Origin of the sequence: Moritella sp. 5, assembly GCF_018219455.1 — a bacterium.
Lineage (GTDB): Bacteria > Pseudomonadota > Gammaproteobacteria > Enterobacterales > Moritellaceae > Moritella.
In genome coordinates this window covers 3082037-3103088 of sequence record NZ_CP056122.1, presented here as the reverse complement: position 1 = coordinate 3103088, position 21052 = coordinate 3082037, and the positions used below count along the sequence as shown (strand labels likewise).

At 40.2% G+C, this 21052-nt stretch carries 29 protein-coding genes; 26 read left to right on the top strand and 3 right to left on the bottom strand.

The features are described 5' to 3' along the window. Positions 1-6 precede the first annotated feature (6 nt). Together prpF and HWV01_RS13810 are read left to right on the top strand one after the other, a co-directional pair. Positions 7-1212, top strand: coding sequence for a 2-methylaconitate cis-trans isomerase PrpF (prpF, locus tag HWV01_RS13815; protein WP_211672102.1), 1206 nt, complete (start codon positions 7-9; stop codon positions 1210-1212). 126 nt (positions 1213-1338) lie between these two features. Next, on the top strand, positions 1339-1761 hold the full coding sequence (locus HWV01_RS13810) for a lysozyme inhibitor LprI family protein (RefSeq protein ID WP_211672101.1): 423 nt from the start codon (positions 1339-1341) through the stop codon (positions 1759-1761). Here the strand turns inward: HWV01_RS13810 and HWV01_RS13805 are convergent. Next, on the bottom strand, positions 1758-2972 hold the full coding sequence (locus HWV01_RS13805) for an NAD(P)/FAD-dependent oxidoreductase (RefSeq protein ID WP_211672100.1): 1215 nt from the start codon (positions 2970-2972) through the stop codon (positions 1758-1760). The two genes, HWV01_RS13810 and HWV01_RS13805, sit on opposite strands and share 4 nt — an antisense overlap. Positions 2973-3222: 250 nt before the next feature. Here HWV01_RS13805 and HWV01_RS13800 point away from each other — a divergent pair, with 250 nt between their 5' ends. The 19 genes from HWV01_RS13800 (at position 3223) to HWV01_RS13710 (ending at position 15803) form a co-directional block, all read left to right on the top strand. Further along, positions 3223-3765: a YqhA family protein gene (locus tag HWV01_RS13800; RefSeq protein ID WP_211672099.1), complete on the top strand. Its 543-nt coding sequence runs from the start codon at positions 3223-3225 to the stop codon at positions 3763-3765. 10 nt (positions 3766-3775) lie between these two features. Then, positions 3776-4237, top strand: a complete 462-nt coding sequence (locus tag HWV01_RS13795) for a GNAT family N-acetyltransferase (RefSeq protein ID WP_249185315.1) — start codon at positions 3776-3778, stop codon at positions 4235-4237. A 4-nt stretch (positions 4238-4241) separates the two neighbouring features. After that, positions 4242-4745 (top strand): GNAT family N-acetyltransferase, encoded by a 504-nt coding sequence (locus tag HWV01_RS13790; RefSeq protein WP_211672098.1) that lies wholly within the window; start codon positions 4242-4244, stop codon positions 4743-4745. Positions 4746-4890: 145 nt separating this feature from the next. Next, positions 4891-5502, top strand: coding sequence for a LysE family translocator (locus tag HWV01_RS13785; RefSeq protein WP_211672097.1), 612 nt, complete (start codon positions 4891-4893; stop codon positions 5500-5502). Positions 5503-5544: 42 nt separating this feature from the next. After that, positions 5545-6015, top strand: a complete 471-nt coding sequence (locus HWV01_RS13780; protein ID WP_211672096.1) for a GNAT family N-acetyltransferase — start codon at positions 5545-5547, stop codon at positions 6013-6015. Positions 6016-6100: 85 nt separating this feature from the next. Further along, the gene (locus HWV01_RS13775) at positions 6101-6901 is read left to right on the top strand and encodes a class I SAM-dependent methyltransferase (RefSeq protein WP_211672095.1); all 801 of its coding nucleotides are present in this window, start codon (positions 6101-6103) and stop codon (positions 6899-6901) included. Between the two features lie 3 nt (positions 6902-6904). Beyond that, positions 6905-7357 carry a GNAT family N-acetyltransferase gene (locus HWV01_RS13770; RefSeq protein WP_211675856.1) on the top strand — a complete coding sequence of 151 codons (453 nt, stop codon included), beginning with the start codon at positions 6905-6907 and terminating at the stop codon, positions 7355-7357. A gap of 17 nt (positions 7358-7374) precedes the next feature. Further along, a complete protein-coding gene (locus tag HWV01_RS13765; RefSeq protein ID WP_211672094.1) occupies positions 7375-7779 on the top strand; it encodes a VOC family protein in 405 nt (134 codons plus the stop codon). A 145-nt stretch (positions 7780-7924) separates the two neighbouring features. Then, positions 7925-9088, top strand: coding sequence for an ABC transporter substrate-binding protein (locus tag HWV01_RS13760; RefSeq protein WP_211672093.1), 1164 nt, complete (start codon positions 7925-7927; stop codon positions 9086-9088). A gap of 83 nt (positions 9089-9171) precedes the next feature. Then, on the top strand, positions 9172-10098 hold the full coding sequence (locus HWV01_RS13755) for a branched-chain amino acid ABC transporter permease (protein ID WP_211672092.1): 927 nt from the start codon (positions 9172-9174) through the stop codon (positions 10096-10098). Beyond that, positions 10098-11090: a branched-chain amino acid ABC transporter permease gene (locus HWV01_RS13750; protein ID WP_211672091.1), complete on the top strand. Its 993-nt coding sequence runs from the start codon at positions 10098-10100 to the stop codon at positions 11088-11090. The genes HWV01_RS13755 and HWV01_RS13750 overlap by 1 nt, the downstream gene beginning before the upstream one ends. Then, complete coding sequence (locus tag HWV01_RS13745; RefSeq protein ID WP_211672090.1) at positions 11080-11850, top strand: ABC transporter ATP-binding protein; 771 nt, start codon at positions 11080-11082, stop codon at positions 11848-11850. The genes HWV01_RS13750 and HWV01_RS13745 overlap by 11 nt, the downstream gene beginning before the upstream one ends. Beyond that, entirely contained in the window at positions 11837-12538 is a 702-nt protein-coding gene (locus HWV01_RS13740) for an ABC transporter ATP-binding protein (RefSeq protein WP_211672089.1), read from the top strand. The genes HWV01_RS13745 and HWV01_RS13740 overlap by 14 nt, the downstream gene beginning before the upstream one ends. 25 nt (positions 12539-12563) lie before the next feature. Next, positions 12564-12923 (top strand): VOC family protein, encoded by a 360-nt coding sequence (locus HWV01_RS13735; protein ID WP_211672088.1) that lies wholly within the window; start codon positions 12564-12566, stop codon positions 12921-12923. A 46-nt stretch (positions 12924-12969) separates the two neighbouring features. Next, positions 12970-13695 (top strand): bifunctional 2-polyprenyl-6-hydroxyphenol methylase/3-demethylubiquinol 3-O-methyltransferase UbiG, encoded by a 726-nt coding sequence (locus HWV01_RS13730; RefSeq protein WP_211672087.1) that lies wholly within the window; start codon positions 12970-12972, stop codon positions 13693-13695. A gap of 23 nt (positions 13696-13718) precedes the next feature. Continuing rightward, the gene (locus HWV01_RS13725; RefSeq protein WP_211672086.1) at positions 13719-14105 is read left to right on the top strand and encodes a nuclear transport factor 2 family protein; all 387 of its coding nucleotides are present in this window, start codon (positions 13719-13721) and stop codon (positions 14103-14105) included. Positions 14106-14440: 335 nt separating this feature from the next. Beyond that, positions 14441-14767 carry a thioredoxin gene (gene trxA, locus HWV01_RS13720; protein WP_249185313.1) on the top strand — a complete coding sequence of 109 codons (327 nt, stop codon included), beginning with the start codon at positions 14441-14443 and terminating at the stop codon, positions 14765-14767. Positions 14768-14881: 114 nt separating this feature from the next. Beyond that, positions 14882-15250: a hypothetical protein gene (locus tag HWV01_RS13715; RefSeq protein WP_211672084.1), complete on the top strand. Its 369-nt coding sequence runs from the start codon at positions 14882-14884 to the stop codon at positions 15248-15250. A gap of 73 nt (positions 15251-15323) precedes the next feature. Beyond that, positions 15324-15803 (top strand): GNAT family N-acetyltransferase, encoded by a 480-nt coding sequence (locus HWV01_RS13710; protein ID WP_211672083.1) that lies wholly within the window; start codon positions 15324-15326, stop codon positions 15801-15803. Positions 15804-15852: 49 nt separating this feature from the next. Here HWV01_RS13710 and HWV01_RS13705 read toward each other — a convergent pair whose 3' ends face one another. Beyond that, a complete protein-coding gene (locus HWV01_RS13705; RefSeq protein ID WP_211672082.1) occupies positions 15853-16944 on the bottom strand; it encodes a DSD1 family PLP-dependent enzyme in 1092 nt (363 codons plus the stop codon). Positions 16945-17096: 152 nt separating this feature from the next. Continuing rightward, entirely contained in the window at positions 17097-17669 is a 573-nt protein-coding gene (locus tag HWV01_RS13700; RefSeq protein WP_211672081.1) for a TetR/AcrR family transcriptional regulator, read from the bottom strand. A 94-nt stretch (positions 17670-17763) separates the two neighbouring features. On the opposite strand from HWV01_RS13700, the gene HWV01_RS13695 reads away from it, so the two are divergent. The 5 genes from HWV01_RS13695 to HWV01_RS13675 all read left to right on the top strand — a co-directional run bounded on the left by HWV01_RS13695 (position 17764) and on the right by HWV01_RS13675 (position 21012). Then, positions 17764-18222, top strand: a complete 459-nt coding sequence (locus HWV01_RS13695; RefSeq protein ID WP_211672080.1) for an HPP family protein — start codon at positions 17764-17766, stop codon at positions 18220-18222. A 165-nt stretch (positions 18223-18387) separates the two neighbouring features. Beyond that, on the top strand, positions 18388-19011 hold the full coding sequence (locus HWV01_RS13690; protein WP_211672079.1) for a glutathione S-transferase family protein: 624 nt from the start codon (positions 18388-18390) through the stop codon (positions 19009-19011). 100 nt (positions 19012-19111) lie between these two features. Further along, positions 19112-19690, top strand: a complete 579-nt coding sequence (locus HWV01_RS13685; protein ID WP_211672078.1) for an HD domain-containing protein — start codon at positions 19112-19114, stop codon at positions 19688-19690. Positions 19691-19821: 131 nt separating this feature from the next. Beyond that, on the top strand, positions 19822-20394 hold the full coding sequence (gene yeiP, locus HWV01_RS13680; protein ID WP_211672077.1) for an elongation factor P-like protein YeiP: 573 nt from the start codon (positions 19822-19824) through the stop codon (positions 20392-20394). Positions 20395-20559: 165 nt separating this feature from the next. Then, positions 20560-21012, top strand: coding sequence for a hypothetical protein (locus tag HWV01_RS13675; protein ID WP_211672076.1), 453 nt, complete (start codon positions 20560-20562; stop codon positions 21010-21012). Positions 21013-21052 lie beyond the last annotated feature (40 nt).

Here is a 21052-nt window from a genome sequence, read left to right as displayed (position 1 = left end):
CTATTTATGATGAAAAACAACATAGGATATTTACCACAGCTTAGGATACCTGCCACTTATATGCGGGGCGGCACCAGTAAGGGGGTATTCTTTAATCTCCAAGACTTGCCTGTCTCCGCACAAACCGCGGGGGCTGCGCGTGATGCATTATTACTGCGTGTTATTGGTAGTCCCGATCCCTATGGTAAGCAAACAGATGGTATGGGCGGAGCAACATCGAGTACCAGTAAGACTGTGATCGTGTCTGCAACCGATAAACCCGATCACGATGTTGATTACCTGTTTGGGCAGGTATCGATTGATAAACCGTTTGTGGATTGGAGTGGTAACTGTGGAAATCTATCCGCTGCAGTGGGCTCTTTTGCCATTAACTGTGGATTGGTGGATGCCAGTCGTATTCCAGACAATGGTGTCGCGGTTGTGCGTATTTGGCAGGTGAATATTGCTAAAACAATTATCGCCTATGTGCCAATTACTAATGGTTTAGTGCAAGAGACTGGTGATTTTGAGTTGGACGGCGTCACTTTTCCAGCAGCTGAAGTACCAGTGGAATTTATGGAACCAGCAGATGGCGAAGGATCTATGTTCCCCACAGGTAATCTGATTGATGACTTGATTGTACCGGAATCAGTTGTCCTTAGTGGGCAGTTAAAAGCGACAATGATTAATGCGGGTATCCCAACCATCTTTATTAATGCCGAAGATGTTGGTTATACAGGTACAGAACTGCAAGATGCCATTAATAATGATGCTGAAGCGTTAACTATGTTTGAAACTATTCGTGCTTACGGTGCGGTGCAGATGGGATTGATATCAAACATAGCAGAAGCCGCGCAGCGTCAGCATACCCCTAAGGTCGCGTTTGTCGCTAAGTCGGCAGATTATGTGTCTTCAAGTGATAAGCAAGTCGTCGCGAGTGATATTGATTTGTCGGTGCGCGCCTTGTCTATGGGCAAACTGCATCACGCGATGATGGGGACTGCGGCTGTTGCAATTGGTGCTGCAGCAGCAGTTCCGGGGACATTGGTTAATTTGGCTGCAGGTGGTGGTGCGCGTGACTCGGTGAATTTCGGCCATCCATCAGGAACATTACGCGTTGGTGCACAAGCAACCGAAATTAATGGTGAGTGGACGGTAACTAAAGCAAGTATGAGCCGCAGCGCTCGTATCTTAATGGAAGGTTGGGTGCGTATTCCAGCCGATAATGGTTAATCAGTATTCTTATGGATAACATTCAGTCTAGAATGCCAAACTAATCAAACCAGTTAATAGAATAATTGGATTAATTTTAATATACCGTTATATTGTCAGCCTATTTATTTCTAGGTTGGTTCTATAATGGTAAAGGTAATTACATTCTTACTGATAAGTGTTTGCAGTTTTGCAGCGATGGCGACGTCAGTGAACTGCGATAAAGCGTTTAATACGTTAGAAATTAATTACTGCGCTAAAGTAGAATTAGATAAAGCAGAAGCCGAAATGCAGCGATACCTCGATAAAAGTATTGCGCAATATACCGCTGACATTCATATTCTTGAGTCGATCAGCATCGCACAATCGGCGTGGCAGTCGTACAGTAAATCACAGTGTGATTCGGTATTTACTATGTACAGAGATGGGTCGATGCGCGTTGTGATGACATTAAGCTGTCGAACTAAACTTACTCAACAACGCACCCATGAACTTTGGTCACAGTACTTAACATATATGGACAGTTCAGAGCCGGTACTGCCAGAACCAGCTGCATCCGATTTAGGTTAAAAGCTTTTATAATAGGGATTTAGCATCGCTTTGATACGTTTTAGTACCACAAGTGCTGTTACGCGTCCCCAGCTAAATAGCACCCGTTGGTGTAAACGAAATATCGTATCGTATAAATGTCGGATTAAACGTCCTTTCAATACGATCCTATTATTCATTAAAGCACCAACGGCATTGCCGTTCCCGACAGCGACAACCATACCACCATCGTTATAGATAAACGGCTGTAGCGGTTTGTCTTTTAGCATTCGATTAAACTGTTTTGCTAAATGTGTCGCCGCTTGGTTAGCTGCTTGCGCACGCGGTGGCACAAAATTACCGTCAGGTTGCGTGCACTGCGCATTATCACCTATCACAAAAATACTGTCATCAAGGTTCGACTGTAGGGTTGGATTAACGATTAATTGGTTTAAACGGTTTGTTTCTAATCCGTCGAGCTTGGTTAACCATTCCGCACATTTAATACCTGCAGCCCATATCTGTAAATCTGCGGGAATAATCTCGTTTTCCGATGTGATTAATTTACCTGTTTCAGCACGTTGAACACGCGTTTCGGTGCGAATTGTGATGCCTTGTTTCTTAAGTGCCTCCAGCACCTTTTCTGACATGCATTCTGGACTACTGGGTAACACACGGTCTGCCGCTTCGACTAAGGTAATTTCAAATTTTGATGCTTGTCTATAACGCTGTAATTTACTGCTTACCTTCGCGAGTTCTGCGGCGAGTTCTACGCCTGTTGCGCCAGCACCAACAATAGATATACGACGTGTACCTGTGGCTTTTAGTTGTTGTTTGATTTGTTGCCAAGCCAGTTCAGCTTGTCCAGATGAGTCTAAAAACAAACAATGTTCACTCACACCTGGGGTTTTAAAATCATTACTGATCGCACCAACAGCCATGACTAAGTAATCGTATTGCAGTTTCGTTGGACCACTATTCATACCACGTAAATGGATGATTTTGCTGTCGCGGTCTAATCCTGTCATCGCATCTTGAATGTGGGTATAACCATTACATTCGGCATGTTGGAAATAACTCACTGCATCCAACTCGGTATCAAAGGTACCCGCCGCGATTTCATGTAGACGAGGTTTCCAGAAGTGATGTGAAGACGGCTCAACGAGCATGATTTCATGGCGTTTATTACGGCCTAATCGAGTCACTAATTCAAGGCCAGCTGCGCCACCACCTACAACAACAATTCTTAACATAATACGCTCTACCATTCTGTGTAACTAAATCTGATTGCAGCATTATATCTACGTCTCAAATATTGATAATCCCTATAAATAGTAAATTACTATTACTCAGCTGTAATAGTCTTCGAGACTAATATCATCTATACTTCACTGGGTTAATTAATCTTGTTCAAGAACGAAAAACGCTATATATTGCCCGCTATTAACGCGATAGTTCGCTGTTTAAACACATGAAATAGAATAACAAGGAATCGGAGTAAAAATGAAAAACCACAGTGTTAAAAGAATGAAGGATGTATTCTTTATCTTCAGATTTATAAGTTGGATAGCAATTATCTGTTCATTATTTGGTTCTTTACTACTGTTTGTTGTGGGAGCAATCAAAACGTATTATGCCTTTACTGCCGTTGCGTTTGGCTATATACCAAATGAAAGTTTGGCTCATCTTGATTCAGCGGATATTGCCACCGCCTACTTGATTAAAGGCTTAGATACCTTCTTGATTGCCTTGGTATTATTTATCTTTGCACATGGCGTATTCACGCTATTCATCACAGATAAAAAACTAAACAATATTCCAACCGTATTAAGCTGGATAAAAACCCCTGATATTGGCCATTTAAAGAATATTTTAGGTGAAGTAATCGTTATTATTTTGTTTGTTAAGTTTTTAGAAATGATCTTAATTAATTTGAATGACTTAAGCTGGGAAATATTGATTTTACCTATTTCGATTTTACTCTTAGCACTGGCATTAAAGTTCTTGGATTTGAATGACAAGAACAGTAGCCATAAAGACGAGTAGGGTGTAGTCGGTGGTAAAAATAAGACAAGTTTCTAGTGTGGATTGGGAGCATATCTACCAGCTGATAGAAGCAAACATGTTCTCAATGCAACAAGAATTGGGACTCGATTGGAATAGAGAGTCAATTATTAAGCATTACAGGTCTAAGACGGTATTAGTTGCTGAATCTGGATGTCATGTTATAGGGTTTATTGCTTATGATGTGTCAACCAACAATCAAACTATTCACTCACTTCAAATATCTCGAGAATATCAAAATGGTTTGTGTGGATATCGTTTGTTAAAAGCGGTACTTACAACAGAGCTGGATTATGTTGACCACGACTCTCAAGTCTCATGCTGTGTCTTCGAAAATAACGTGGCGAAAGAACAGTATTTTTCGTTGGGTTTTAAGGAAGTAAACAGAAATAAAGGCGTACTAAATTTAGAGATTAAGCGCCAGCGATTACTTGAACGTTTGAGGCTTGGATAGCGGTATGATTGAAACAGAACGGCTGATATTAAAACCCGTCACAATAGTAGATTTTGATATCTATAAAGACATAATGTCTTGTCCGATGATGAGCTTATATCTTCCAAAAGGTGAACCCTACAATGATGAAGACATTCTCCAGCATGTGGCGAAAAGGGTCGAGCATTGGAAGCAAGGTTTTGGTTCATTTGTTGTATATCTAAAGAATAATCCAAGCGTTAAGCTCGGTTATACAGGAATCGAGATCTCTCCTAATTTGGAATGCTGTGATATTCGATTTGGGTTTAAGCAAGATGCCCAAGGTAAAGGTTATGCGTATGAAGCCGCAAAATCTGTTTTAGAGCATACTTTTGCTTTAGGTCTGCATATGAAAATATATGGCGTGGCGGTAAAAGAAAACACCCCATCAATTACAATTTTAGAAAAACTAGGTATGAATGCTGATAATTCAGTTGTGATCTATGATGACGAAAGATTAGTGACTCTATCTGTGGGTAAATCGGCATAATAAACTAAGTTGTTAATAGCGTTGCTATCAGTACTCGCTGACCGTTTACCTTGTTGAATTAAATTGGTAAAGTGTTGTTCATAAAGACAATTAAATCACTGTCGCTGTGAACGATTCCTGTCGTATTGTTCAATAAGGATAAGTTGTGGAAAATTATTTAATGTATGTTGCCGTGGCTGCGCTTACTATTGCCAGCCCCGGCCCTGGTGTTATCTTAACTATAAATAACGCAATACAAAGGCGGGCTTCGAATACCTTTTCTGGCATATTTGGTATTGCCACTGGGGTGCTAACTGTTTCAGTTCTTTCTGCAACAAGTATCGGCGTTATTTTGGCAACCTCAGCCACCGCATTTACTGCTGTGAAATTGATTGGGGCAGCCTATTTAATTTATTTGGGTATTAAGATGTGGGGAGCGCAAGCGCCCTTAAATTCCCATGTCGAACTGAAAGCGAAATCGAATGCAAAATGTTATCTCGAAGGGCTCTCTCTTACACTCTCAAATCCCAAACCCATATTATTTTTCATGTCCTTATTTCCACAATTTATTGACTCTCAAGGGAGTTATATCAGTCAATTTATGATTTTATCTTTAACATTTTGCTGTTTAGTTATCATCATCCATAGTGGCTATGCCTTTGTGGCAAGCTTTGCTAAAAATAAATTATTAGAACCAAAGGGCAGAAAAGCGCTTAATAAAGTGAGTGGCAGTGTTTTCATGTGCTTTGGCGTAGGCTTGGCAGCATCAAGTAAATAGGTGTAATAAACCTATAACCGGACATTACTGGCTGGAGGGGTCATGGAAATTTCGCTGTTAGCAGATCATCCGTATGAAGCAAAGAACATAGCTCAATGGTATTACAGTGAGTGGGCTCATGTATTCCCAAATATGACCGTAAATATGGTGCTAGAAAAAGTGACTGAAAAGTCGGTTAATCGCACTGCCATTCCGTTAGCAATCGTGGCTCATGAGAATCGAGAACTTGTTGGAGTTGTTGAACTTAAGTACCGTGAAAATGCTAACTATCCAGAATATGAGCTCTGGTTAGGCGGTGTCTTTGTTGACCCTTTAAGCCGAGGGCGTGGCATTGGAGGTCTATTAATTTCAGAGGCTAAAAGCAAAGCCGTGAGCTTAGGGATTCAGCAATTGTATTTGCAGTGTGAGACTCATAATATAGCGCTTTATAAAAAACATGGTTTTGAAGCGTTACATCAGGCTAACCATTATGAAATATTAACAACTGTAATGAGGTGGACCGCTGCCATATAATCGAGCCTACAAAGGGTTAATTAGTAATATCTAGCTGACTTTTGGTTGTTGGATTATGTCAACGGATCTTGTAAAAGGAATTATCATGCAAGAATTAATAGAGCAATATACAGGTGCTAATGAAGATAGTCGTCTTACTCGGCAATTCATTACTCAAATGGAATTTGATACCACAATGGATACGCTGAAAGCGTATCTTGTTCCAAACGTGAAAGTCATCGAATTAGGTGCTGCAACTGGCCGATATTCTCTTAATTTTTCGAAAATGGGTTGTAATACAACGGCTGTCGAGCTGGTACCTGATCAAGTCAACATTCTGAAGCGCAAAGCCGAAGAGCAAGATTTAACACTTTCAATTTATGAAGGGAATGCTTGTTCAGTTCCGTTTATTGAAAGCAATTCACATGACCTTTGCGTTATTCTTGGGCCTCTCTATCATTTACAGACTCAAGAACTGCGTGACCAAGCAATCTCAGAGGCTTATCGAATCCTAAAGCCTGGTGGTGTGTTAGCGATTGCTTACATTTCGCGTTATTTCGTTGCCGGTATGTTCGCTCAGCAATCTCCAGAGCTGGTTACACCAGAGATTCTATCCACGCTTTTTGAATCTGGTTTGGTTCCAAGTCAGCTTGCTGATAGTTTTTTTAATGTGGGTTACTTTGCTACTCCAGCTGAAGTGGAAGCGCTGGTAAGCACACATGGTTTTACTACATTACGTCATGTAGCGACAGACGGCTTTGGGCGATATATCTCGTCAGGGGTTAACAATTTTACCCCTGCGCAATATCAAACATGGTTGAGCTATCATTTAAAAACATGTGATGAGCCGTCTCTGCTAGGGTCAAGTAACCATGGCTTAGTCATCGCTAGAAAAATAAGTGAGTAAAACATTAAAAAACGTAAAGCTACGAGCAAAGATGCAAACAGTATTGTCAATATACTTACTATTCAATGGCAAGAGGCGCTGCCAATACGACATCGTGTATTATGGCCAAATAAGCAACCTTCATTTTGTAAAGTTGACGGAGATGAAAGCGCCATTCATTACGGTGCTTATATTGATGGTGAACTAATATGTGTTGCTTCAATTTACATTGAAGGTCGAACCGCTAGACTTCGAAAATTCGCCACGTTACCACCTTTTCAAGGGAAGGGCGTAGGCTCTCTTGTGATAGCTCATGTAGTTAAAGAATTGAAAGTAGCAGGCGTAGATTGTTTTTGGTGTGACGCCCGTAAAACTGCGGTGGGTTTCTATCGACGATTTGGTCTGGAAATACAGGGGCATGAGTTTAATAAATCAGGTATTCCATACTATAAAATGGAAATTAAATTAAGAACTTAAACTAAAGTTAGATTTAAATGAGTAAATTTATCGAACAAAGAATCGGAAATGTAGCGTTAGTTGTTGAAAACTATGATGACGCTATTGAATTTTATACTATTAAACTGCAATTCGAGCTTGTTGAAGACACTGATTTAGGTGGTGGGAAGCGTTGGGTTCAGATTTGTCCTCCTAACTCGACTGGAACCAATTTATTATTGGCTCAAGCTAGTAACGAAGAACAGCAACAATCTATTGGCAATCAAGCGGGTGGTCGTGTCTTCTTATTTCTACAAACTAATGATTTTTGGCGTGATTATGAATTCATGAAAAATCAGGGCGTTGAGTTTACTGAAGAACCCCGTAGCGAAGAATACGGCACTGTAGCGGTATTTAAAGACTTATACGGTACAAAATGGGATTTGTTGCAGCTAACCAAGTAACTAACTTGATCTGTGTAATCTTCGTATTTTAATCTTGTAATATGCCTAAATTTAGGTATTGTTTGTCATCGATATTAAACGAGTTCAGTTATCAGCTAAGTTTATGTTTGAGCGTTATGCAAACATAATAAAAGGATTTATAGCCATGTTTAAAAAATTAGCACTTGCTTCTGTTATTGCATTAGCAACAAGCTCTGTGTTTGCTGGTGAGCCGATTAAGATCGGTTTTGTTACTACGTTGAGCACGGGGGCTGGCGTAATAGGGCAGGATATGCGTGACGGTGCTGAGTTAGCACTTGATCAATTGGATCGTAAAATGGGCGGTTCAGACGTAACAATTATCTACGAAGATGATGGTTTTAAGCCTGAAATTGGTAAACAGAAAACGGATAAGCTAGTAAAGAAAGACAAAGTTGATTTTGTTTCCGGTTATATCTGGAGCCATGTATTAATGGCGTCTTATAAGAAAGTGGTTGATAACGATGTATTTCTAATCGGTTCAAACGCGGGCCCAAGTACGATTGCTGGCAAGCGTTGTCACGAGAACTTCTTCTCTACGTCTTGGCAGAATGATCAAAATGCAATGGCAATGGGCGAAGTGCTTAACCAACGCGGCATTAAACGCCTTTATATTATGGCTCCTAACTATGCAGCGGGTAAGAACATGGTTGCCGGTGTGAAGCGTACGTTTAAAGGTGAGGTCGTTGGTCAAGACATGACTAAGTTCCCTGCACAATTAGACTTCTCTGCCGAACTAGCGAAAGTAAGAGCGGCTAAGCCAGACGCACTTTGGGTGTTTTACCCAGGTAAACACGGTGTGCAATTTCTTAAGCAGTATTCACAGTCGAAGTTAGCTAAAGACGTCCCTTTGTATAATATCTTCACTATCGATAATTTAAGTCTTCCTCGTGTGGGTGAGTGGGCTGAAGGTAGTTTGATGACCCAATTTTGGGCACCAAATCTTGATACGCCTGCGAATAAGCGTTTCGTTGATGGCTTTAAGGAAAAATACGACCGCTACCCAAGTTTTTATGCAGCCCAATCGTATGATTCTATGATGCTAATTGATAGCGCGGTGCGTAAAGTCGATGGTGATGTCTCTGATAAGGATGCTGTTCGTGCTGCTTTGACTGAGGCTGATTTTGAATCTGTCCGTGGCAAAATAAATTACGGTAATAATCATTTTCCTATTCAGGATTTCTACCTGACAAAAGTGATTAAAGATAGTGATGGTGTATATACCACGGAAATTGTGAAGAAAGTACTGTCAAATCATCAAGATCCTTACGCAAGTAAATGTAAAATTTAATAGGTCGTAAGTACTCAATAAATGAAAGCGCGTACTCACAGGTACGTGTTTTTTTTTATCTTTATTTTTAAATGGAATTTACCATGAATTGGTTGTTATTGTTGGAACAAGTCTTAAATGGCTTCCAACTTGGAATGCTTCTCTTTCTTCTCGCCGCAGGTTTAACGCTTGTTTTCGGCATTATGGATTTTGTTAATCTGGCGCACGGCTCATTGTATATGATGGGGGCGTTCTTCTGTGCCACGTTCAGTGAATGGACGAATTCATTTTTGTTTGGTGCATTACTTACCATTCCTGCGACATTTATTCTGGGTGTCGTTGTAGAAATGGTTGCTTTAAGGCGATTGTATTCACGGAATCATCTCGACCAAGTGCTTGTAACGTTTGGCCTCATTTTATTCTTTAATGAGTTAGTTCGACTCATTTGGGGACCTGTTGGCTTAGATATTGTACTACCTGATTTCTTAAATCGCAGTGTTGAAATTATCCCTGGTGTTCCTTATCCCATTTATCGTCTTGCCATTATTGTATTAGGACTCGCTGTGGCCTTGTTATTGTATTGGATTATCTCAAAAACACGTTTAGGCATGTTAATTCGAGCGGGCGCAAGTAACCGGGAAATGATGGGGGCGTTAGGCATTAATGTTCAGCTGTTGTTTACGCTCGTTTTTGGTTTGGGTGCAACGCTGGCAGGGATCGCGGGCTTGATGGCGGGCCCTATTTTATCTGTCGAAATTGGTATGGGTCGAAGTATTATCATTTTAACATTCGTGGTGATTGTTATTGGTGGTATCGGCTCGATTAAAGGCGCGTTTATTGCTGCTATTGTGGTCGGAATAATTGATACTGTTGGCCGTTCATTTCTTCCCGATATATTAAAATTGATGGTGTCGAGTGATGCGGCTTCCACGGCTGCACCTGCTATTTCGTCTATGTTGATTTATTTCATGATGGCGTTGGTGCTTGCGATACGACCACAAGGCTTGTTTCCGCCTAAGGGGGTGGCTTAATGGTCATATCTATACGGAATAAAATTAATATATGTTTGTTGGTATTGCTCGCGTTAGTGCCGACAATAACCACGCTTGTTGATGATAGTTTTTATACAGGTGTGTTTTCTCGGGTATTAATTTTAGCCATTGCAGCGATTAGCCTTAATTTATTAATTGGTTTTGGTGGCCTTGTTAGTTTTGGACAGGCCGCATTTATGGGCGTTGGTGCTTATGCGGTTGGTATCGGTTCATTTCATATGCTGGAAGACGGCATTGATTGGATGGGCAATGGTTACATCCAGTTAGCGGGAAGCGTGGTTATTTCAGTCGTACTCTGTTTAATCATAGGTACGATTAGCCTGCGTACCCGTGGTATGTATTTCATTATGATCACCATTGCGTTTTCACAAATGCTCTATTTTACAGCCGTCGGCGTGGATCTTTATGGTGGTGATGACGGTCTATCAATTTATGAACGCAGTGACATGCTGGGGTTAATTGATTTAAATGATGAAGACAGTTTTTATTACCTGTGTTTTACCTCCTTGTTATTTGTGCTCTGGTTTTTTCATAAAATTAATCATTCTCGTTTTGGTCAGGTGATCTCAGGCAGTAAATCTAACGAAGAACGCATGTTAGCGATAGGTTTTTCACCGTTTAAATACCGACTTGCTGCGTTTGTTATATCGGGCGTATTTGCAGGGTATTCAGGCTTTTTAATGGCTAATCTAAACGATTTTGTTAGTCCTGATATGATGCACTGGACGCGGTCGTGCGAACTGATTGTAATGATTGTACTGGGTGGTGTCGCAGGTTTGTTTGGTCCTTTATATGGAGCGCTAGCCTTCTTGTTATTAGAGGAGTTACTTTCTTCTATTCCACTTAATATTGCTGGACTAAGGGTTGGAGAATACTGGCAATTAATATTTGGACCGTTACTCATCGTGCTGGTGTTGTGTGCCCGTAATGGTATTGATGGATTGTTACCTGGAGCAAAGCATGACAAATGATCTACTAACCGTGACAGGCTTGAGAAAGAGCTTCGGTGGGGTTTTGGCAACAGACGAACTAAATTTGTGTGTTAGAAAAGGAGAAATTCACGCGATTATCGGCCCTAATGGCGCAGGTAAAACCACCTTGATCCGCCAGTTAACGGGTGAGATTAAGCAAGACCATGGTCATATTACATTTGCTGGTGGCAATATTGATAAATGTTCGATACCAGCGCGATGTCATAAAGGCTTAGCGCGTACATTTCAAATTACTTCGCTGTTTCAAGATTTTACTGTATTACAAAATGTGGTACTCGCGGTACAAGCACAGGCCGGTCATTCATTTCGATTTTGGAAAAATGTGAACAATGATAAAAGCCTGACTGATCCTGCCAAGCAATATTTAGCACGTGTTGGATTGGAGACAAAACTACATGTGTTAGTTAGCGCATTATCACACGGCGAGCAGCGACAACTAGAGATAGCAGTAGCATTAGCGAGCAAACCTAAAATGCTATTAATGGATGAACCTATGGCTGGCATGTCTGTGGAAGATAGTTGGAAATTAGTGGATACCTTGAAGGCGTTAAAAGACCAACAGAATACGATCTTGTTGATTGAGCATGATATGGATGTGGTTTTTGCATTAGCAGACCGAATTTCGGTGTTAGTTTATGGGCGCATTATCGCAACGGGATCGGCAGCAGAGATTAAAAGTGACCCAGAGGTACGTATGGCTTATTTGGGTGATGAAGGAGGTTTAGATGCTTGTGGTTAACGATATTGAGACGCTCTACGGGCAAAGTCAGGTCTTGTTTGGTATTTCGATTACAATTAACGCGGGTGAAGTTGTATCACTAATGGGACGGAATGGCGCAGGTAAAACCACCACAGTGCGCTCTATTATGGGACTAACGCCTGTGGCAGCTGGCACTATTCATTTTAAGGACCAACGCAGCGAAGCACTTCAACCATATAAAATTGCGCGATTAGGGCTTGGTTTAGTACCTGAAGGCAGAATGATCACGCCGAACTTATCAGTGAAGGAAAACTTGATTGCGACTGCGTTTATTCCCAAAGGGCGGGATAACCCATGGACATTGTCGCGGGTATATTCACTTTTTCCTCGGCTTGAGGAGCGGGAGCATAGCATGGGAAATCAACTATCTGGTGGTGAGCAACAAATGTTAGCGATAGGACGTGCCTTATTGACCAATCCAGATTTACTCATTCTAGATGAAGCAACAGAAGGACTTGCGCCACTTATTCGGCAGGAAATCATGGACTGTTTAGTGCAGCTGAAAACAGAAGGTCTTGCTATTTTGATTGTCGATAAACATCTTCACGCGCTGAATCAATTAGTCGATAGGCACTACATTATCGATAAAGGCAAGGTTGCTTGGAGCGGAACACCACAAGCTTTGATGCAAGCGCCAGATATTCAGCATCGCCTTTTGGGTGTCTAATTTAGGTTTAGCTTAAGAGGGGTTTATGGAAATACAACGACACGGAATTATATTAAACGTCGAATATTTTGATGAATGCGTCGCTTTCTACCGAGATTTATTTGGTTTACCGATATTGTTTTCGAAAACGGAAGGTGACTTTAAACTGACCTGTTTAGAGTATGGCGAAACTTATTTGATGATTGAAACAGAAGGCGTTGCTAATACTTCCGGTAAATCAATTGCTGAGAATGCAACAAAATTGAGATTCAATGTTGCAGACATAGAGTCAGCATTACGCTCTGTATGTGACTATGGTATTGATGCTCATATCGAAAGCAATCCGTGGGGGGCGGTGATAAACATTGTCGATCCAGATGGTAATCGTGTTGGTATTAGGGATTAACAGGGCTTTAAACAGCAGATGTAAAACACTTAAAGGAGTAGTATTAATGGTTACAGTTGAAGAACATTACGAAAGCTTATTATCTGATGTATATACATGGTTAATGGGGGGATTTGAGCAAGCTAAAAGCAATAATATTGAGTTCTTTAAAAGCAGAAATATTACTCCCTCATCCTCAGGTATTGCTGTTGATTTAGGCGCTGGTTCTGGCTTTCAATCGATCCCTTTGGCTGAGCTTGGTTTTAATGTTACAGCAATAGACCTTAGCCAAAAATTATTGAGTGAACTGAATTCGAATGCTTGTGAACACTCACTTGTGACCATTAACGATGATATTTTAAATTTCAAAGAGCATGTCAGTATTAACTGTGAATTGATCGTTTGCATGACGGATACGATTACACACCTAAAATCGAAAGACGATGCCTTAAAAATACTTCAAGATTCATTTAATTCACTTGAAGATGATGGGAAGTTGATTTTAACTTTTCGTGACTTATCGATTGAGCTCAAAGACACGGATAGATTTATTCCTGTGAGAAGTGATGAAAATATCATTTTTACCTGCTTTTTAGAATATGAGCCCGAAACAGTTAAGATCCATGACATTGTTTACATAAAAACACATGGTAAATGGGAACTGAACAAAAGCTGTTATCGCAAGATTAGGTTATCTGTAGAGTGGGTTGAAAACCAGCTTTTAAGTATTGGGTTTAAACTCGAAGAATCAAGTAACAGCAACGGATTTCAAACAATCGTAGCGGTAAAGTAAAACAATATTACACGGAGAGAATAATGATTGATCAAGCATGGATAATTGAAATATTTTCGCATTTGGAAAACGGTAATCCTCAAGGTTTTTTTGAACATGTGAGTGATGATGTTGTTTGGGAAGTAACGGGTACTCATCCGCTTGCAGGCATTTATACATCAAAACAAGACTTCATTACTGGCACCATCTCAAAATTAAATGAAGTATTAGAGTCACCTCTATCGTTAAAATTACTCTCTTGTATAACCGATGGGCGTTCCGCATCCGTTGAATTGGTCGCAAATTCAATAACCAAAAAAGGAGCTGAGTATCATAATCGCTATTGCTGGGTTTGTGAATTCGAGAGTAATCAAGTAGTACGGGTTCGAGCATATTTAGATTCAGCGTTAGTTGCTAACACATTAGCTTGATGACATCAGTATTATTAATAGTTGGTATGTTCATAATAAGCCAATGATATGGAAAGGGATGGGATTCTAGCTAGCTACGCTGGCACACATCGGCTAATGCTTTTGTCCTCATCTTGATTTATGTTCAGATTTTTTTAGTTTTTAGTTTGCTGATTAAAGATAAGTCGTGTGATGATGAAAAACGTTATTTTTCGACGTTGAAGTATGTGAAACCAAACTAAAATGATATAACTTTTGTTATCATAAACTGAAGTTTTCCTTTTTAATTTATATTTATGAACAACAACTTAGATTAATGTCCGTTGAATAAATTAAATATGAATGATGGAGAATTTATGATGAACAAAATAGTGGAATTGAGGGATGAGAACTTTGAAGCGGAGTTAATGACTGGCAGTCAACCGGTATTAGTTGAATATTGGGCGTCTTGGTGCGCCCCTTGTTTAAGTGTAGGTCCAGTGTTGGAAGAAATCGCTTTTGCATATAGCGGTAAAGTGAAAATTGGAAAACTGAATATTGATACTAGTCCCCAAATCGCGGCCAAATATGGTATTCGCGCCCTTCCTGCAATGATGTTATTCAAAGATGGCGAAATTTTATCGTCAACAGTGGGTGTATTGAGTAAAACCCAACTAACGACCCTGCTAAGTCAGCATATTTAAAGTTACTACAAATTACTCATCGTAATCGAGTCGCTGTTAAGCTCTACGATAAATAGAACAAGTCAGTTGGTGTTGTAGCATCACAGGCCGAACAAAATAAATCATGGAGATTATATGTTAGTTACAGGAAGTTTTTTGGCAATATTTATCGGACTCGTGCATTCCTACCTAGGTGAGCGCTTTATTTTGACTCGGTTGTTTAAAAGAGAACTTCCAACGCTTCTTGGTAGTGACTGGTTTACAAAACGAATTTTAAGGTTCGCTTGGCATTTAACGACAGTGGCTTGGTGGGGATTTGCAGCGATTCTTTTCATCCTTTCAAGTCCTACTGCAGACATTCAAAAGCAAATTCTAATGGTGATCAGCGTTGTATTTTTAGTGAGTGGCTTGTTCTCTGCTGGGTTCACAAAAGGTAAGCACATATCTTGGATATTCTTTTGGTCAATTGCTGGCCTGAGTTTTTATGTTGCACAGAGCAGCTAATAATGTAATGTGTTTAATTACTTCTTTGGTATAGCGATTCAACTATGAGTATATTCAAATATTGGCGTCATTTATGCAAATTATAAAAGTAGATAGCAGTAATAAGCATGTATACATGAATTTAGCGCAAGCCTATGAGGCTGAATTTTCAAAGATCATGCAGAAGAAACCGGATGAAGATGGTTTGTTTCCATTAGATACAAAAATCGAAGGCAATGTGTCGGGTTATCTATTATATGTGGATGGCGTCCCTGCTGGGCATACCGCGATTGCTAATGAGGCTCCGGGTTGTTATGAAGTATGTGACTTTTATGTAGTGCCTTATTTCCGTAAAAATAAAGTCGGTAAACGTTTTATCTCTCAGGTTTTTAACAACCTCGGCGGCAGTTGGGAAATCAAGCAGGTTGCAGGAGCTGAACATGCCGTTAAGTTTTGGCGTGATGTACTTTCTGATTACACGTCGGACAATGACATAGCTGGTGGTTATGTCGAAGATAGCTACGACGATGAGCAATGGGGTGTAGTAACAAGACAGCGCTTCAGCCATGATTAGCGTATAAAAATAGGTGTCGTTTAACCGACACCTTATTAGGACAAAAATACTAAGCTAATTTACCACGTAACGCGATATCCCAGATGTCGACAACAATATCATTTTCGACCACATAGAATTTGTCATGCAGGTTAATGGTTGGATCGCAGTGCGGTACGATCATTTCAATCACCTCTCCGACAGCAGGTAAATGTTCTCCAGATACTTTACCGTGCTCGTCACCAAAGTAATGCCACTCATAGTTTAGGTTTTCATGACTGATAATTTGTGGGTGGGTCGCTTCTTTGTAAAGGGCCTTGGTGCCCGCATCAACGGTTACATGCGTTGCATGATTAGCACTGATAACGCTGGTCAGCAGTGTCATAGCAGGTTGGAAGTGACCTGCGCTATATTCAATATCGAAATATTCCTTATCCATTACAGTGTATGAACCTGGTTGTATTTCGGTTACAGACGCAATGTCACTGTCTATTTCATAAGTACCTGTGCCTGAGCCTGATTGGATCAGATTCACTAATCCTGTCGCGTTTTCAATGTCTTGCTTTAGCTTACCCGCTTTATTTAATAATGCGGCAGACGCTTGTTTTCTTTCTTCGTTGTCAAGAATGTGTTGGAAATGCCCGGCATAACACTGAATACCTTTAAGGGTCGTGTTGGCATGCGCGTGTACTGATAATGCTAAATCAAACGCAGTTTCAAATGATGCGCCAGTTCTACCGATTCCTGCATCAATATCAACAAGCAGATTAATTTGTAGGTTAAGCTCGCTGCCTAATTGATTTAACTGAGTGAGATTAGCCTCTGAATCCACGACGATCATTGTCTCTGGTGCAAGCTTGATAATCTTAGCCAATGTAGCCAATTTTTGTTTAGTGACAATTGGGGAGGTGATTAGCAGGTGGCGAATATGGGCCTTGGCAAGTTCATAGGCTTCCGACGGCTTGGTTATTGATATACCTATGCTACCCGCATCAAGTTGTAGCTGGCATATTTCTACACATTTGTGGGTTTTTGCATGAGGTCGAACATGCTTCGATTTTACTGATGCGAACTTTTGCATCGTTTCGATGTTATCAATCAGTTTGTTCTTGTCGATAACCAAGCATGGCGTATCTAATTCTAATTTGTGTTTTCCAATCACTGTTTATCCCTTTAAATCACGGTTTTAGCTTTGAAAACATTCTACTATTAAAGTAATTGATTTTGCACTGTTTTCATCTGATATAAATTTAATTCTATGGATAGATGGTTAACCGTTAATAAGGGAACAGATTAGAACTTCGCTAACAATTATTATTTTAGATTAAGAATCCTAGTAACAGCGGGAATACATGCCTTTCCTGCATTTTTGTTCCCTTCGACCAACGCTGAAACAATCGCTCCTTCTTTAAGCATAAAAACCATGTCCGTAAGCGTGCTAACTTTTTTGGGATCGTCTATAAATAAACTAATTTTGTTTTTTATTAATGATCGGATTTCTTGTTTATGCGAACGACAGTACTGACGTACCGGTGAGTCGGTTACGCTGTATTCGGCTGCTGTATTGATAAAAAAACAACCTCTAAATGGGCTCAGTTCTGGCACCCTATTATTAAACCAATCATCTAAACCGTAAAACAGCGCCAGTATGGATTTTTCGCCGGATTTTTCACTTTCAAGCACTTCATTAAACCATTGATTAAAAATACCATCTCTATATTGAAGGGTCGCTAATACAAGATCATCCTTACCAGAAAAATGACTATATAGCGTTTTCTTCGCGATACCTGACAGCCTCAATATTTCATTAATGCCGACAGAATTTACACCTTTGCTATAAAAAAGGTGTAAGGCTGTTTGAATTAATACTAATTTTTTTTCATTCATGAATAACTCCTTGTTATGAAATATGTTGACACATGTAGACCACTCTGTCTACCATTGCTGGTAGACAGAGTGGTCTACATTGAAAGGAAGTTATATGAAAAAATTTGTTTTTACGATTATCGCAGGCACTTTTGCAACGCTAACTATTGGTGTTTTGGCTTATTTGGCTAGTGTCACAAATTCTGGACTGTGGTTAATGGCCGCCTTTGGCGCTACTGTTGTGTTGGTATTTGGCGTACCTAAGAGTCCACTTGCTCAGCCTAAGAACGTTATTGTTGGGCACTTATTAACAGCGTTTATCGGTGTGTTATTTGTTGAATATGTTGGCGTTGCACCTTGGTCGTTGGCTATTGCAACGGGATTAGCTGTTACTATTATGCTACTGACAAATACAACGCACCCACCAGCTGGCGCAAACCCCATGGTTATTATGTTATCAGGTCAAAGTTGGGCATTCTTATTTAATCCTGTGTTGATCGGCTCATGCGTGATTGTTGGTTTAGGCTTGGTATTAAATAAAATGAGAACATCGTATTTTGAAAGTAATGAATAAAGGAATATCATGAAAAAATGTCTACTCTTTGATTGTGACGGTACATTGGTGACCAATGCTAGCTCGTGATCACGGTTGTAATGAGGATGATTCTACCGTTAGCGAAGATAGTTATCTCAGCAGCGGCTATTATTTATAGACATAAACAATAATTGGGGATATCTCATGTCAGCAATCAAACTATACCGTCATCCACTGTCTGGGCATGCCCACAGAGTGGAATTGCTGTTATCCTTACTTGGATTAGAAACGGAACTTATTGATGTCGACTTGTTGAAAGGAGAGCATAAACAGCCTGAATTTTTGAACAAAAATAGCGCAGGGCAAGTGCCCGTTATTGAAGACGGTGATGTGACCTTGTCAGACTCTAATGCTATTTTGATTTACCTCGCCAGTAAATACGATAATGCGCATACTTGGTTGCCAATAGATCCTGTACTCGCTGCCCAAGTACAAGGCTTTCTGACCATTGCTGCGAGTAGCGTTGCTTATGGACCCGCGACTGCGCGTTTAATTAACATCTTTCACGCGAAACTTGATCATCAAAAAGCGCTAGACATAGCACATGCGATTTTAAAACAATTAGACCCGCATTTAGAACATAATCCTTGGTTAGTTGGACACAAACCTACTATTGCAGATATTGCGAACTATACCCATATCGCGCATGCGCCAGAAGGGGGCGTATCGTTACAAGACTATCCACATGTTAGACGCTGGTTATCTCGTGTTGAGGAGCTTAGAGGCTTTGTTCCCATGCAAGCGACTGCGGTTGGACTCGCTGTCTAACGTAAAGTTAGTGGCAGCGTACTGGTGGATAAGCTTTAGTGATGTTAAATTATAAAGTGTACTCATTAATAGCTAAACGTATTATGACCAAGGAGTTGGTGTGGGAAATATTGAAAAGGTATTAAATTTTATAGTCGAAATTGAAAAACTGAAAGGTGTATTACGTAAGACACAACCTGTCGGATTAGATCGTTATGAGAATTCTGCAGAGCATAGCTGGCACGTGTGTATATCTGCATTGATGCTAAAAGACTATGCGGATGATGAGATTAATATTGACCGTGTAATTAAAATGCTATTGCTGCATGATCTTGGTGAAATAGATGCAGGAGATACGATTGTTTATGCTGCTGAAACGGCGGAGAACAAGGCGAATGAAGCATCGGGTATCAACAGATTATTGAATATATTACCGGCCGAACAAGCAAAAGATTATATCGAGCTTTGGCATGAATTTGAACTCGGGGTTACAGCAGATTCTGTTTACGCTAAAGCTATTGATCGCGTTCCTCCATTATTGCATAACATACATGGTGAAGGGCATAGTTGGAAAGCACATAATATCTCGAAAGAACAAGTGTTTTCGGTTAACAGTAGAATTGGAAAAGGTAGCAAGCAGCTGTGGACGTCGTTAGAGCAGAAACTTGAAAAGGCGGTGAGCCAGGGCCTACTTAAATAGATATTTGTTTAGTAATACAATAAAGTCGTTAAAAATGGTGAATAAGTCGGCGCTTCCTTGTTGCAGTACTTGGTCTGTTTTAGCCTTTATGTTATTTTCTATTACACAATTTATTATTGGGAATACCTAAAATGCCAAAGGCAAGTGACGTTAAAAAGAATACCGCTGTTGAATATAATAATGGCGTATACATTATCCGTGATATCGAACGTTCAGTACCACAAGGCCGTGCTGGTGGTAGTATCTACCGTATGCGTATGTACGATGTAGTTACGGGTTCAAAAATTGACGAAGTATTCAAAGACAGCGACAATCTTAATCTTGCAGATCTTACACGTAACCAAGTTATGTTCTCATACTCTGATGGTGAAGAATATGTATTCATGGATACAGAAGACTACACACCTTACAGCCTAGATAAAGCAATAATTGCTGATGAGTTATTATTCATCACAGAAGACACACAAGGTCTTCAAGTTCTTATTGTTGATGGTAAGCCAGTATCTATTGAGCTACCTTCTGCTGTTGAAATGGTTATTGTAGAAACTGACCCATCAATTAAAGGTGCGTCGGCAAGTGCTCGTACTAAACCTGCGATCCTTTCTACTGGCCTTACGGTTCAAGTACCTGAATACATCGCAAGCGGCGAAAAAATCAAGATCAATACGACTGATCACAAGTTCATGAGTCGTGCAGATAAATAATAGCGTTGTCTATTAGATAAAGGCTCGTTATCTTAAGCAGATAACGAGCCTTTTTTGTCTTTAGCACTCTGGTATGATAATTGCCGAATTATCATTTGCTGCTACGCTCATAGGACTTAAGATAAACTTAAGCATCTCATGTAATCACGATTAGGAGTGAATATTATGATGCGTAACCTTGCAATTATTTTATTACCTTTGGGTTTACTCAGTGCTTGTGATAGTAGTGAAAAAGCCACTGAGCAAGAAGAACCGGATAAGAGTGCCATAGAGCAGAGCTATGATGATGCAAAGAGTACAGCTGAGGATGTGTTAGATACAACTAAAGCCGCTGCTGTAAGCGCTGTCGATGAGGCTAAAGAAATGGCTGATGATGTTAAGAGTGCGTCTGTAGAAGCCTGGGATAGTACAAAACAAAGTGCAGCTAATGTAATAGATACAGCGTCAGAAGCGACCAGTGATACTTATAATAAAGCGAAAGACAGAGCTAAGACTGCTCTTGAGTCTGTGTCTGAAACAGCATCTGACACGAGTGAGTCAGCTACAGAAGCAGTAGATGATGTAAAAAAACAGACAGACGGTAAAATCCAAGATTCAGCTGGTAGCCTACTTAATTAATAATGTCTAGACATTATTTAGAAGGGGTTACCTAGTCATA

Coding starts and splice junctions, on each gene's coding strand:
- HWV01_RS13695 (WP_211672080.1), top strand. CDS start 17,764: ATGAAAAAATTTGTTTTTACGATTATCGCAGGCACTTTTGCAACGCTA.
- HWV01_RS13755 (WP_211672092.1), top strand. CDS start 9,172: ATGAATTGGTTGTTATTGTTGGAACAAGTCTTAAATGGCTTCCAACTT.
- HWV01_RS13725 (WP_211672086.1), top strand. CDS start 13,719: ATGATTGATCAAGCATGGATAATTGAAATATTTTCGCATTTGGAAAAC.
- HWV01_RS13690 (WP_211672079.1), top strand. CDS start 18,388: ATGTCAGCAATCAAACTATACCGTCATCCACTGTCTGGGCATGCCCAC.
- HWV01_RS13790 (WP_211672098.1), top strand. CDS start 4,242: ATGATTGAAACAGAACGGCTGATATTAAAACCCGTCACAATAGTAGAT.
- HWV01_RS13700 (WP_211672081.1), bottom strand. CDS start 17,669: ATGAATGAAAAAAAATTAGTATTAATTCAAACAGCCTTACACCTTTTT.
- HWV01_RS13775 (WP_211672095.1), top strand. CDS start 6,101: ATGCAAGAATTAATAGAGCAATATACAGGTGCTAATGAAGATAGTCGT.
- HWV01_RS13750 (WP_211672091.1), top strand. CDS start 10,098: ATGGTCATATCTATACGGAATAAAATTAATATATGTTTGTTGGTATTG.
- HWV01_RS13715 (WP_211672084.1), top strand. CDS start 14,882: ATGTTAGTTACAGGAAGTTTTTTGGCAATATTTATCGGACTCGTGCAT.
- HWV01_RS13675 (WP_211672076.1), top strand. CDS start 20,560: ATGATGCGTAACCTTGCAATTATTTTATTACCTTTGGGTTTACTCAGT.
- HWV01_RS13740 (WP_211672089.1), top strand. CDS start 11,837: ATGCTTGTGGTTAACGATATTGAGACGCTCTACGGGCAAAGTCAGGTC.
- trxA (WP_249185313.1), top strand. CDS start 14,441: ATGATGAACAAAATAGTGGAATTGAGGGATGAGAACTTTGAAGCGGAG.
- HWV01_RS13805 (WP_211672100.1), bottom strand. CDS start 2,972: ATGTTAAGAATTGTTGTTGTAGGTGGTGGCGCAGCTGGCCTTGAATTA.
- prpF (WP_211672102.1), top strand. CDS start 7: ATGATGAAAAACAACATAGGATATTTACCACAGCTTAGGATACCTGCC.
- HWV01_RS13730 (WP_211672087.1), top strand. CDS start 12,970: ATGGTTACAGTTGAAGAACATTACGAAAGCTTATTATCTGATGTATAT.
- HWV01_RS13760 (WP_211672093.1), top strand. CDS start 7,925: ATGTTTAAAAAATTAGCACTTGCTTCTGTTATTGCATTAGCAACAAGC.
- HWV01_RS13710 (WP_211672083.1), top strand. CDS start 15,324: ATGCAAATTATAAAAGTAGATAGCAGTAATAAGCATGTATACATGAAT.
- HWV01_RS13800 (WP_211672099.1), top strand. CDS start 3,223: ATGAAAAACCACAGTGTTAAAAGAATGAAGGATGTATTCTTTATCTTC.
- HWV01_RS13810 (WP_211672101.1), top strand. CDS start 1,339: ATGGTAAAGGTAATTACATTCTTACTGATAAGTGTTTGCAGTTTTGCA.
- yeiP (WP_211672077.1), top strand. CDS start 19,822: ATGCCAAAGGCAAGTGACGTTAAAAAGAATACCGCTGTTGAATATAAT.
- HWV01_RS13765 (WP_211672094.1), top strand. CDS start 7,375: ATGAGTAAATTTATCGAACAAAGAATCGGAAATGTAGCGTTAGTTGTT.
- HWV01_RS13745 (WP_211672090.1), top strand. CDS start 11,080: ATGACAAATGATCTACTAACCGTGACAGGCTTGAGAAAGAGCTTCGGT.
- HWV01_RS13735 (WP_211672088.1), top strand. CDS start 12,564: ATGGAAATACAACGACACGGAATTATATTAAACGTCGAATATTTTGAT.
- HWV01_RS13780 (WP_211672096.1), top strand. CDS start 5,545: ATGGAAATTTCGCTGTTAGCAGATCATCCGTATGAAGCAAAGAACATA.